Annotated in this window: 11 protein-coding genes; 4 read left to right on the top strand and 7 right to left on the bottom strand. The window is 58.0% G+C overall.

The features are described 5' to 3' along the window. Positions 1 to 96: 96 nt before the first annotated feature. Entirely contained in the window at positions 97 to 531 is a 435-nt protein-coding gene (locus R2R70_RS05265) for a MarR family winged helix-turn-helix transcriptional regulator (RefSeq protein ID WP_131432280.1), read from the top strand. Between the two features lie 81 nt (positions 532 to 612). Then, positions 613 to 1,866 carry an FAD-dependent oxidoreductase gene (locus R2R70_RS05260; protein ID WP_410977469.1) on the top strand — a complete coding sequence of 418 codons (1,254 nt, stop codon included), beginning with the start codon at positions 613 to 615 and terminating at the stop codon, positions 1,864 to 1,866. A 150-nt stretch (positions 1,867 to 2,016) separates the two neighbouring features. Here R2R70_RS05260 and R2R70_RS05255 read toward each other — a convergent pair whose 3' ends face one another. The 5 genes from R2R70_RS05255 to R2R70_RS05235 form a co-directional block, all read right to left on the bottom strand. Continuing rightward, entirely contained in the window at positions 2,017 to 2,607 is a 591-nt protein-coding gene (locus tag R2R70_RS05255; protein WP_054557129.1) for a hypothetical protein, read from the bottom strand. Between the two features lie 336 nt (positions 2,608 to 2,943). Next, positions 2,944 to 4,506: a tripartite tricarboxylate transporter permease gene (locus R2R70_RS05250; RefSeq protein ID WP_410977468.1), complete on the bottom strand. Its 1,563-nt coding sequence runs from the start codon at positions 4,504 to 4,506 to the stop codon at positions 2,944 to 2,946. A 3-nt stretch (positions 4,507 to 4,509) separates the two neighbouring features. Next, the gene (locus tag R2R70_RS05245) at positions 4,510 to 5,094 is read right to left on the bottom strand and encodes a tripartite tricarboxylate transporter TctB family protein (RefSeq protein ID WP_410977467.1); all 585 of its coding nucleotides are present in this window, start codon (positions 5,092 to 5,094) and stop codon (positions 4,510 to 4,512) included. Positions 5,095 to 5,206: 112 nt separating this feature from the next. Next, on the bottom strand, positions 5,207 to 6,277 hold the full coding sequence (locus R2R70_RS05240) for a Bug family tripartite tricarboxylate transporter substrate binding protein (protein WP_410977466.1): 1,071 nt from the start codon (positions 6,275 to 6,277) through the stop codon (positions 5,207 to 5,209). A 129-nt stretch (positions 6,278 to 6,406) separates the two neighbouring features. After that, the gene (locus R2R70_RS05235) at positions 6,407 to 7,153 is read right to left on the bottom strand and encodes a ribonuclease activity regulator RraA (protein ID WP_052384648.1); all 747 of its coding nucleotides are present in this window, start codon (positions 7,151 to 7,153) and stop codon (positions 6,407 to 6,409) included. Positions 7,154 to 7,655: 502 nt separating this feature from the next. Here R2R70_RS05235 and uxuA point away from each other — a divergent pair. Further along, positions 7,656 to 8,834: a mannonate dehydratase gene (gene uxuA / locus R2R70_RS05230; RefSeq protein ID WP_410977465.1), complete on the top strand. Its 1,179-nt coding sequence runs from the start codon at positions 7,656 to 7,658 to the stop codon at positions 8,832 to 8,834. 225 nt (positions 8,835 to 9,059) lie between these two features. Here the strand turns inward: uxuA and R2R70_RS05225 are convergent, their stop codons facing one another. Next, entirely contained in the window at positions 9,060 to 9,437 is a 378-nt protein-coding gene (locus R2R70_RS05225) for a cupin domain-containing protein (RefSeq protein ID WP_410977464.1), read from the bottom strand. 112 nt (positions 9,438 to 9,549) lie between these two features. Here R2R70_RS05225 and R2R70_RS05220 point away from each other — a divergent pair, with 112 nt between their 5' ends. Then, positions 9,550 to 10,383, top strand: coding sequence for a helix-turn-helix domain-containing protein (locus R2R70_RS05220; protein WP_216060850.1), 834 nt, complete (start codon positions 9,550 to 9,552; stop codon positions 10,381 to 10,383). 87 nt (positions 10,384 to 10,470) lie between these two features. Here R2R70_RS05220 and R2R70_RS05215 read toward each other — a convergent pair whose 3' ends face one another. Next, the gene (locus tag R2R70_RS05215) at positions 10,471 to 11,475 is read right to left on the bottom strand and encodes a TRAP transporter substrate-binding protein (protein ID WP_244995066.1); all 1,005 of its coding nucleotides are present in this window, start codon (positions 11,473 to 11,475) and stop codon (positions 10,471 to 10,473) included. Positions 11,476 to 11,500: the final 25 nt, after the last annotated feature.

The raw sequence follows: 11,500 nt of genomic DNA, 5'->3' as shown, positions 1-11,500 counted from the left end.
ATAAGGGCTGCCGGATATCGGTGCGCTCTGTATCGTGCTCGGTTATCGTGGCAAGCCACGCCCCCTTTTTTGACCACCGTCACGTGAGGCACCAGAGTGGATCAAGCAGAAGCACTGTACGAAGCCGTCAATCAGCTCATTCGTGTCCATCAGTTTCGCGACAGGGAAAGCATCTGCCACCACAACGTCTCCGTCGCTCAATGCTATGCACTGGAAACGCTGGTCAAGCGCGGACCGCTGAGACTGCAGGCGCTGGCGGACGAGATGTACCTCGACAAGAGCACGACAAGCCGGGTCGCCGACTCACTGATCCGCAAGCACTATGTGCGCAAGATCGAGGACCCCAACGACCGGCGTGCCGTTGAGCTTTCGCTGACCCCGGAGGGCAGGGCGCTGTACCAGCAGATTCACACCGAGCTGGTCGCGGAAGAGGCCTCGATGATCGAGGGCCTGTCGCCGGAGGTCGTGGAGGGCGCAGTGACACTGCTCAACAAGCTGACCCTTGCCGCGCGGCAGCGCCTGGGTGACTGATTGAGCGCCTGGCAGTAGACATTAGCGTGGAGGGATACTAGGTTTGTTGTCACTGACAACATATTGCTGCGAGAGACTGCCATGAGTCGTGATATCAAAAGCCTGCCGGTGGCCATCATCGGCGCCGGGCCGATAGGGCTGAGCGCTGCTATCAATCTGCTGGAGGCAGGGTTGGAGCCGATTCTCTTCGAGTCGGGCGCACACGCAGGCGCCAACCTGGCCAGCTGGGGACATGTACGCATGTTCTCGCCCTGGTCATGGAATATCGACGCTTTAGCGGCCGAGTTGCTGCAGGAACAGGGTTGGCAGGCCCCGGACGCCGCTGCCTATCCCACCGGGGCCGAGTTTCTCGACCGCTATGTCGCACCGCTCGCCGCGCACCCGTCGATCAGCTCGCGCCTGCATGTCGATAGCCGCGTCACCCATGTCAGTCGACAACAGCATGATGTGCTGCGCAGTGGCGGTCGCGATGAGGCGCCCTTCGTGCTGCGCGTCGAGGGCCCTGATGGCCCGCGCGATGTGCTGGCCCGCGCGGTGATCGATGCCACCGGCACCTACCAGACCCCCAACTGGATCGGGGCGCACGGCATTCCCGCCATTGGTGAGCAAGTGGCGGCCGAAGTCATTGCCTATGGCGTGCCGGACATCCGCGGCACACAAGCGGCTGAGTATGCCGGCAAGTCGGTACTCGTGATCGGCAGCGGCCACTCGGCGCTGAATGCGTTGCAGGACCTGATCGCGCTGGCAGACCGTGAAGAGGGGATGCGAATCGTCTGGGGTGTTCGCTCCGCCAATATCGAGGAGGTCATCCGCCCGGCGCCCAATGATGAGCTGGAGGAACGCAAGGCGCTCGAACTGCGTATCAAGGCACTGCTTGAGGAAGGCCGGATCGAGGTAGTGACCGAGCTTGCCGTCGAGGCGATCGAACACCAAGCGGGGCGCTGGGTAGTACAGAGTGGCGAACACCGGCTGCCAGCGGTGGATCGCATCATCGCGGCCACCGGCTTCCGCCCGTCTCTGGGGCTGCTGTCTGAATTGCGTGTCTCGCTGGACCCCGCGACGCAGAGCCCTATCAAGCTTGCGCCGCTGATCGATCCCAACCAGCACAGCTGTGGGTCGGTGCCGGAACACGGCGCGGCCGAACTGCTGCATGCCGAGCCAGGCTTGTTCATCCTCGGCATCAAGAGTTACGGCAGAGCGCCGACCTTCCTGATGCGCACCGGCTATCAGCAGGTCAGATCCGTGGTGGCCGCGCTGGCAGACCCCGCCTCCATTCGCCCGGCGCCTGTCTGCAATGCCCCAGCTACTCGCAACGCCTGCTCTGCCCCTGCCTGATCGTCGCGCACCGGCCTGGAAGTGTGATGTGTTGGCAGTAGTGGTGATCGGCGGCTGATACCGCGATACCTGAAACGCCCCACCCACTGATGCGGTAGTGGGTGGGGCGTTTCGTATTTCAGGACTTGTAAGCGATTATCGTGGGGTTCGTTACAGCCCGAATAGGCGGAAAGCTTTCTGGCGAAGTTGTTCGCGGTGATAATCGTTGATCAATGGAAGGTCGTAGCAGGTCACGCCTTCAATATAGACGCCCGTCACCTTCTTGTTATGGTTGTGGGCAGAGAGCGTGATGCGTTGTGCGCAATCTGGCGCCAGTCGTGGGATAAGACTGGACTCACTTACCATGTCTTCGAATCGCCCCTGAGCAAACTTGTATTGCACTCTCTGGTTACCCACGAACTGGTAGCCATCCGTGTCTGTCCATTCGAGATAACGCGCTGAGTGCCCGAGTGACCCTGCAATCACCATCATCAGAGCAGTATTGTCATCATCGGTATTCCAGGCGACAGCTTCTCTTCTGACATGTGCATTGCCCTCCGTTGATGCACTGGCGAACCCTTCACGAGAATCAGAACTGTCCTGTCCTACCAGCTTGAAGCCCTCGGGTTGATTGACCCGCTCGATGGGGTAACCCGGTGAAAGAAAAGCGTGCTGTGTCTTGTCATAACTGGGAGGTGTGGACTGCAAGGCTGCACAACCAGAGAGCAGGCAGAGGGCGGCGAGACTGGCAAAGGACTTCATGTGACGTTCCCTGTCGTTTCCATTGACTCCGATCAACTTCAGCACTGCTGGCTCTTGAATGCTGCTATCCGAGCCTGTCAGAGGCATGATGGCCAGCGTTGCGAAGCCTTACGGAAGTGAATTCTCGCATTCTTGATATATATCAGCTGCGAGTATTAGATTTTTGATTTCGAATATAAAGTGCCAACATTGTGAGGTATTGGCAAGTAACACTTTTGGCAAAATTGGTATGGCTGATGAATACAAAAAAGCCCGATACCTTTCGGTGTCGGGCCAACTAATCATCGAGATATGGTCTGGTCAGGACTCGAGCGGTGATTGCAATCTATGACGCTGTCACTTTCCAACCTGTCCTTTCAAGGGCTGGCTCTGCGTTTTCGGATCCGCCTGCTTCAACTGCACCGGTTTGCGAATGCCGAGGAAGTAGACGAAGACCACCGTCAGTACGACGAAGAACAGGCTGTCCGGCGTGGTGATGAAAGTCATCGGGTTGCCGTTGGAGAGCGTCAGCGCGCGACGCAGGAATTCTTCCAGGTTCGGGCCGAGGATGAAGCCGAGCAGCAGCGTGATCACCGGATAATCATGTTTGCGCATCAGGTAGGCGACGATGCCCAGCACCAGCGTCATCATCATCTGGAACACGGAGTAGGTGGCCACGAAGCTGCCGACCACGGCCAGCAGAGCGATGGCGCCATAGAGCACGTCCTTGCGGATCGTGACGATGCGCAGGAAGTAGGGGCCCATCAGGTAGAGCGTGAGAGGAATCAGGATCAGCGCGCTGAACAGCAGCGAGGCCAGCATCGGTGCGATCAGTCCGGATTGCGAGGCCATCAGCTGCGGTCCCGGCTGGATGCCGTTGATCACCAGCACCCCCAGCACGATGGCCGTTACCGGGTCGCCCGGAATCCCGAAAGTCAGCATCGGCACCAGGGCGCCACCGCACACGGCATTGTTGGCACTCTCTGCGGCGGCGATGCCTTGGGGATTGCCCTTGCCGAAGCTCTCCGGCTTCTTCGAGGTGCGCACGGTTTCCACGTAGGCGAGAAAGCCGCCCATCGAACCGCCTGCGCCGGGCAGGGTGCCGACCATGTAGCCGATCAGCGTCGACTTCAGATAGCAGCCGATGCCGATCTCGCGAATGGCGCTCAGCGGCGGAATGAAATCACGCCGCTTGAGCTGCTTGCTGGCCTTGAGTTGCTGGCGGATGGCGGCGTCCTTCTTGCGGTTGCCGACCTGGATCAACAGCTCGCTGATGGCGAAGGTGCCGATGATGACCGGCATCAGGTCGATCCCGGCGGTCAGCTCACTGATGCCGAAGGTGAAGCGGGCCAGCGGCTGCATGGCGTCCAGCCCGACGGTCGCGAGCATCAGGCCCAGGCAGGCAGTGATGCCGGCCTTGCGGATGTTGCCGCGTTGGGCGACCACGATCACGATCAGCGCGAAGGCGATCAGCGCGCACTTGCCCGTCGTCTTGACCAGCAGTGAGGCCTCGGCGATGAAGGGGGCCAGCACGATCAACAGCAGCGCGCCGAGGCTGCCGCCGATCATCGAGCCGAAGGAGGCATGGCCCAGCGCCAGCGCGCCTTCGCCACGCTGCTGCATGGGGTAGCCTTCCAGCGCTGTCATCATCGAGGACGGCGCGCCGGGAATATTGATGGTGGTGGCCGTGATGCTGCCGCCACACATGCCGGCCATGTAGATGCTGGCACACGCCATCAGGGCGGTGGTGACATCGAGGCTGTAGGTCAGCGGCAGCAGCAGGGCGAGTGCCAGCGTCGCGGTCAGACCCGGAATGGCCGAGAAGATGGTGCCGATCACGAAGCCGGCGACCACGTAGAACAGAATCACGGGGTCGAGCAGCAGGGCGAAGCTCGAGAATACCTGGGCGATGAATTCCATGGGTCAGCTCCCGTTGCCCAGGCCGAGCGCTGATAGATCCAGCGCAGGGAGATGGACGTTGAACAGTTGCTCGAAGAGGCCATAGCCCAGCGCGGAAATGGCGCAGGCGATCACTGCCTTGCTGATCCACTTGTCGCGCCCCGCGAACAGCAGCATCACGGCGAAGACATACAGCGCTGACGAGAGCAGGTAACCCAGATGCGAGAACGCCAGGATATAGAGCGCGGTCACCAGCATCAGGCGCAGCGCCGGCGAGAAGAGAGGCGAGCTTGCGTCGCTGTGCGCGCTGATGGCGTCATCGTTGGCGGTCTCGGTGCTGGTGGACTCAGTACTGGCGGACTTGCTACTGCGGGAGTCGTGGCTCGCCCGTTGTTGGCTCACCAGCTGCGCCACGCAGAGCACGAGCGCGATGCTGCCGATCAGGGCGGGGAAGAAGGAGGCCGTCAGGCGGCCATTGTCCAATGGCGGCGCCATCAGGAAGGCACTGATCAGATAGAGGGCGCTGATGGCGGTCATGACCAGCGTCAGCGGTGTCGCCCCGCTGAGCAACCAGTGACGCCGGACGGGAGGAGAGGCGGAAGGAGGCATGACAGAATTCCCTGGCGGCGCCCGTGGCCGAGCGCCGCTTGACGATGGAGTGAAGGGGGACGGGTAGATGTGAAGTGGCAGCGGCACTCAGAGGTGCCGCGTGCCAGCGCGTCTACAGGCCGAGTTCATCCATGGCAGTGAAGGTCTTCTGTTGGTAGTCCTCGATCCAGGCGTTGACCTCATCGGCCCCCAGCCAGCTGGGCGTGACGCCGACTCCCGTGATCCACTTCTGGAATTCTGGTGTCTCGTAGGCGCTGTGGTAGGCGCTTTCCAGGGTGCTGACCACATCCTCCGGGGTGCCCTTGGGCACGGCCAGCACGATGAAGCTGCCGGTCTCGAGATTGCCGCCCAGCTCGCTCATCGGCGGCACTTCCGGGTAGGCCGGATTCTGCTCGGAGGAGAACTCGACGAGGCCGTGGGCGTCGCCGGAATCCAGAATGCCGGAGAAGTCTCCCAGGCTCGAGATGGCGCCGTCGATCTCACCGGAGAGCAGGGCTTCGGCTTCGGCGGTGGAAGAGCCAGGATAGCTGATGACATTGAACTCGACGCCCGCTGCCGCTTCCAGGCGGCGCACCGCCAGATAGGGGCCCGAGCCTTTAGGAGCGACACCGATCCTCACGGTGCCGGGGTTTGCGCGTGCGGCCTCGATCAGTTGCTCATAATTCTCGTAACCGGACTGCTTGGAGACCACGATGGCATCCGCTTCCTTGGTAATGCGGGCGAAGGGGATCATCCGGTCCAGCGAATAGCCGGGCACCAGATTGCCGCGTGGCAGGGTGATGATGCTGTCATAGGTCATCACGCCGACGGTATGGCCGTCCGGACGCGCCTTGCTGAGCTGCATCAGGCCGGTGGCGGTGATGGCGCCGCCGATGTTCTCGACGTAGATCGATTTCGGCAGGTCCTGCTCGGCAAGGTTGCTGATCTTGCGACTGATGGCGTCGGCACCACCGCCGGCCGGCCATGGCACGATCAGGCGAATGTCTCGCACGGGATAGTCGGCCTGCACACCGCTGCTGACGAAGGGTGAGGCCGCCACCATGCCGGACAGGGCCAGCGGGGCGAGCAAGGCCAGCAGCGGTCGACTGCGGCGCTTGCGGTCTGCGCGGGATTGCTGACTGGCATCAGAGCTGGCGTGAGGGATGGCCTGACGGCTATTGAGACGGCTATTCAGATGGGTCATGGCATGACTCCAGTGTTGTTATGGTTGTGGTCACTCGAGGCGCATTGAGGCAGGAGGGATGGCGGACGACAGGTCGGCGTGGCCTGTCGTCCGTGGCCGCCGTGGACAAGACGGCGGCTGGCGAGCTGATTACTGCTTGGCGGCCATATAGCGTTCGAATTCTGCGCGCGCTTCGTCGGTCGGCGGATACAGACCGATCACCGGCGTGCCGTTGCGTACCTTTTCCAGCACGTAATCCTCGAAATCTTCCATCTGGCTGGCTTCCTCGGCGATCTCATCGGCCAGTTCCAGCGGCACGACCATGACACCATCGGCATCGCCGACCAGTACATCGCCCGGGAAGACCGGCACGCCACCGCAACCGATCGGCACCTGCAGTTCTACCGCGTGATGCTTGGTCAGGTTGGTCGGCGCGCTCGGCTTGGCGCAGAAGATCGGCAGGTTCATCTCGGCGGCGGCGCCTGAATCACGAATGCCGGCATCGGAGACGAAGCCCGCGCACTGACGATACTCCAGACGTGTCAGCAGAATGCTGCCGGCGCTGGCGGCCGAGGCGTCTTGGCGGCAGTCAGACACCATTACGTGACCGGCCGGGACGGTTTCCACCGCCAGACGCTGCGGGTGCTTGGGGTCGCGGAAGGCGGCGACGGTATCGATGTCTTCCCGCGCCGGGATGTAACGCAGCGTGAAGGCCTGGCCCACCATCTGGGTGGTCCTGTTGTTCATCTGCACCACGTTCTGGATGAAGGTGTTCCGCAGGCCGCGCTTGAACAGCAGGGTGTGCAGGGAGGCGGTGGAGGCGCGCATCAAACGCTCGCGGGTCACGGAGGAGAGCTCGGCGTAGCTGGGATGCTCTGTGGAGGTAATGGCAGTCATATGGCGTCCGTCGTCAGTATAGGTAAGGAGTCTCGGCTCTCGGCAACGTGCCTGGCCCAAGTGATCAGTCGACACGTGCGTCTGATGTGTTTTCGAGACTCACTATAGGGGGGAAGGAGTGACTGATCAAACAAATATTGACAACTTTTGATGAGCAATAAGTCTAGTGTCGTGACCCAAAAAGCGCGTCTTGGTGGCCACCAACAGACATGTCACGAAAGGGGTGTGGCAGCGATTGCGCAAGGAGGAATGATGGTGAGCTATTGGGTAATGATGGCAAGCTACTGATTGCAAGGGGTTTTTTGTGAGGTGTGAGCGCGATGGGTATCTGGTCGGCCTGGTATCTCGAGACGCGATCAAGGGTTGAGCCCATCTTCAGAGGGAAGTGCGCCGGGAGAGCCGCTCGCCGGCAGCGACATAGGTCGCATGGCAGCAGCTGATACAAGTTGTCATATTTTGTCGGCAGGTGGCATTTGTCCCCTTTGACCGTCAAGGAGATGACATGGAAGCGACATGGCGCTGGTTCGGTCCCGCGGACCCCATCACGCTCGAGGAAATTCGCCAGACCGGCGCGACAGGTATCGTGACGGCGCTGCATGAGATTCCCAATGGCGAGGTCTGGCCGCTGGAGGCCATTCGTGAGCGCAAGGCGCAGATCGAGGCGGCCGGCCTCAGGTGGTCGGTGGTCGAGAGCATTCCGGTGCATGAGAGCATCAAGCAGGCCGCGCCCGGCAGTGATCGCCATATCGCCAACTATCAGCAGTCGCTGCGCCACCTGGCGGAATGCGGGATCGGCACCGTGTGCTACAACTTCATGCCGGTGCTGGACTGGACGCGCACCGACCTCGCCTGGCAGCTGCCGGAGGGCGGCACGGCGTTGCGCTTTGATCAGGTTGCCTTCGCGGCCTTTGATCTCTATCTACTGGAGCGCCCCGGCGCCGAGCACGAGTACAGCAGCGAAGAGCAGCAGGCCGCGCTCAGGCATCTGGCGTCGCTCGATGATGCCGGGCGTGAGACGTTGATCCGCACCATCATCGCGGGGCTGCCGGGGGCGGAAGAAGGCTACACGCTGACCCAGTTCCGAGCGGCGCTTGCGGCCTATGACGGTATCGATGCCGCGCGACTGCGCCAGCACCTGGCCACTTTCCTCAAGGCCATCGTGCCGGTGGCGGAAGAGGTCGGCATTCGACTGGCCATTCACCCTGATGATCCGCCGCGCCCGATGTTTGGCCTGCCGCGCGTGGTCTCGAGCATGGTGGATGCCGATTGGCTGCTGGGCGTCGTGCCCAGCCCCGCCAATGGCCTGACGTTCTGCACCGGCTCCTACGGGGCCAATCCGGATATTGATCTCAGCATCATGGCGCGCCGCTTCGCCCCTCATATCCACTTTGCCCATCTGCGGGCCACTGGGCGTGATAGCGAGGACAAGCGCTCCTTCCATGAGGCTGAACATCTCGAGGGCGACCTGGACATGGTGGAGATCATCCGTGTGCTGGTGGCAGAAGAGCGCCGCCGCCTGGCGTCTGGCGGCGCGCCCCTGCCGATGCGCCCGGATCATGGCCACCACATCCTGGACGATGCACGCCGCGAGACCCGCCCGGGGTACCCGCTGTATGGGCGCATGAAAGGGCTGGCGGAAATCCGTGGCCTCGAGATGGCGATCCAACGGTTGGCGACCTAGCGGCTGGCGATCCAGCGTTTGGTATAACGGCGTCGCGTGATGACAGATACACAAACGGCCACCTCATGGGCGGCCGTTTGTGTATCTGTATGGTGTCATGCATGCCTCACGTTGTTTTGAGCTTTTTTGCTTGAGGAGCATTACGACGTGAGGCATTGATGCGGAAATGGACTTCGTGCTAAAGATGAGAGCTGGCACAAATGCTGATGGCGCTCATCTCAGAGTTTATTGGTCTTGCATGTTGGCATCGGTGATGACGAAATATTTCTTTACGTAGTTTTCGACTGACCATTCAGTTTTCAAACCTGGCTCCATGACAAAGGCATCGCCGGTAGTGACGAGGTGGGTCTCTCCAGTGCCAAGGTTTTTCACCTGAGCTGATCCTTCTATTATGTAGCAGAACTCGATTATACCATCCATCGTTGCAAGGTGGCTGCCTGCCTGACAGTCCCAGGTTCCGAATCGTGCACCTGCTGCTGTATTGTTGCAGTATAGCCAGACGTTCTGCTGTGGATTTCCGGCTGTGGCGCACGATGAGATATCCTTTTGAAAAGGAGCGACATCGGTGCTGGAAAATGGAATGAATCTGGGGATGGAATTCATATGAGTCCTCTGGGGTTGAAAACAAGAATCGAAGATATCTTCAGTAGAGTGATCAATGATCTTCGAATAACGTTATCGAATAGCTATTTATAACAAGTCAACGAGAATCAAAATGAGCACTCGACAGGTAAAGCAGAATTTCTCAGCTAACTTGCAGCATCTTTGTCATTTTTATTCCTCTGCGTCCGAGGTCTGCAGAAAGATCGGAATCAATCGGCAACAGTTCAATCGCTATCTGCATGGTGAATGCTTACCCTCTTTTTCCAACATGAAGAAAATATGTGACTTCTTTGGTGTGGAAAGTGAAGAGATCACTATCGATAATCATGACTTTTGCAAGAAGATATCTCCTGTCAAGGCAGATGATTCCGAAGATGCGACTGCAAAACTTGTAAAACGCCTGCATCCCGTCATCACCAACCATGGTGAATCATTGCAGAGATTTGTAGGGTATTATTACCGATACTTCATCTCGCATGGCTACCCGGGGCATATCTATCGGTCGTTCAATCATATTTACCAAGAAGATGGAGTCACGTATCTCAAGCACATAGAGCGCGTGCGCAAGACGGATGTTTCACTCGGCGGTGGCTCTTCTGTCAAATACGATGGAGTCGTCATTATGATGGCCAATAGAATTTTCATTGTAGAGACAGAACCCTTTCTGAATGCGACAGTGTCAGAAACCATTCTGGCGCCCAATAATCGACCTTCTGAACATTATATACCTGGTCTACAATTATACGCTTCTGCATGTAGTAACCATTATCCCGTGGCTGCGCGGGTGATCTTTGAGTTTCTCGGCAAGAATATCAATGTCAGGGAAGCAATGCGTAAATGTCGCCTGGTACATCATGAGGAGGATGATATTCCTCTCTCCATTCGTGAAGCGATCAAGAATACAATATCACCATCGGATATGCTGTTGCATCCAGCAAAATTATAGACCTCATGGTGCACTCTCTATCTTCCTTCGTGTATTCATGAAGAGCACAGTAGGGAGGGCTGATGGTTCAAGCCCTCCCTTTCTGATCTATTCCTGAATTGGTTCACGCCCTAGCGTGGTCAATGCTTTATTGATATTGTCAAGCCCGATGGTTTCATAGTAATTTGGCCAGACATTCTTGACTACCTTTTCTCTCCATTCTGATTCATCAAGAGATGTGATCTTCATGCCCTGTGTCTTCAATGACTCAATAGCGGATTCCTCTTCGCGCTGAAGGAACTTGAAGCTCTCTTCTGTTGCGAGTTTCCCTGCTTTGAGAATGGCAGATTGGACCTCTTTGGGCTGAGATTGGAAAATCGACTCAGACATGATCAAAGGTTCCAGAAGGAAGTTGTAGTGCAGCCGAGATAAATAATTCTGCACTTCGTAAAACTTGGATTTTTCAATGTCAATAACCGAGAGGTCTTGTCCATCCACTACTTTTTGTTGCAGAGCAGTAAAGACTTCAGACCATGCCATGGGAGTTGGGTTGATCCCCCAGGCACGGTAAGTATCGATCATGATTTCATTCTTGGGAACACGAATAACCAATCCCTGGAGGTCATCAAGTGTCTTGATTTCTCGTTTTGAGTTGGTCAGATACCGGAAGCCAGATAGACTCCATCCGACGATTCTAACGCCTGCATCACGCACTGTATTGTCAACGACAGACTGAGTTGCATCACTCTTCAGGACCTTCATGACATCATCTTCATTGTTGAAGATGTAAGGAAGCGTGAATAGTCCAGAGGTCGGGGAAAAGGGAGTGATATTGTTGATTGCGACAACAGAGAAGTCGAGCAACCCCATCGCGGCGTCATTCACGGTACTTTGTTCTGTTCCAAGTTGACTATTGACGAAGAGATCAGTCGAGTACTTCCCATTCGTGAGTGATTCAAGCTCTTCTGAGAACTGGGATGCCATGAAATACTGAGAACCGCTTTCTGGTCCACCCAATGCGATCTTGAATGTTTCATCAGCTTGTACGCAAGAGAATGCTGAGGGGATCATCAATGCAGCTGTCACTATTGATGCGATTTTCTTGAGTTTCATTGTTTCACCTTTTGTAATTATATTG

The organism is Cobetia sp. SIMBA_158 (assembly GCF_046566945.1).
Classification (GTDB): domain Bacteria; phylum Pseudomonadota; class Gammaproteobacteria; order Pseudomonadales; family Halomonadaceae; genus Cobetia; species Cobetia amphilecti.
This window is presented reverse-complemented; position numbering and strand designations above follow the sequence as displayed.

What these genes read in the sequence shown, in the direction of transcription:
- R2R70_RS05260 (WP_410977469.1), top strand. Translation starts at nt 613, where the DNA reads ATGAGTCGTGATATCAAAAGCCTGCCGGTGGCCATCATCGGCGCCGGG.
- R2R70_RS05255 (WP_054557129.1), bottom strand. Translation starts at nt 2,607, where the DNA reads ATGAAGTCCTTTGCCAGTCTCGCCGCCCTCTGCCTGCTCTCTGGTTGT.
- R2R70_RS05250 (WP_410977468.1), bottom strand. Translation starts at nt 4,506, where the DNA reads ATGGAATTCATCGCCCAGGTATTCTCGAGCTTCGCCCTGCTGCTCGAC.
- R2R70_RS05245 (WP_410977467.1), bottom strand. Translation starts at nt 5,094, where the DNA reads ATGCCTCCTTCCGCCTCTCCTCCCGTCCGGCGTCACTGGTTGCTCAGC.
- R2R70_RS05240 (WP_410977466.1), bottom strand. Translation starts at nt 6,277, where the DNA reads ATGACCCATCTGAATAGCCGTCTCAATAGCCGTCAGGCCATCCCTCAC.
- R2R70_RS05235 (WP_052384648.1), bottom strand. Translation starts at nt 7,153, where the DNA reads ATGACTGCCATTACCTCCACAGAGCATCCCAGCTACGCCGAGCTCTCC.
- uxuA (WP_410977465.1), top strand. Translation starts at nt 7,656, where the DNA reads ATGGAAGCGACATGGCGCTGGTTCGGTCCCGCGGACCCCATCACGCTC.
- R2R70_RS05225 (WP_410977464.1), bottom strand. Translation starts at nt 9,437, where the DNA reads ATGAATTCCATCCCCAGATTCATTCCATTTTCCAGCACCGATGTCGCT.
- R2R70_RS05220 (WP_216060850.1), top strand. Translation starts at nt 9,550, where the DNA reads ATGAGCACTCGACAGGTAAAGCAGAATTTCTCAGCTAACTTGCAGCAT.
- R2R70_RS05215 (WP_244995066.1), bottom strand. Translation starts at nt 11,475, where the DNA reads ATGAAACTCAAGAAAATCGCATCAATAGTGACAGCTGCATTGATGATC.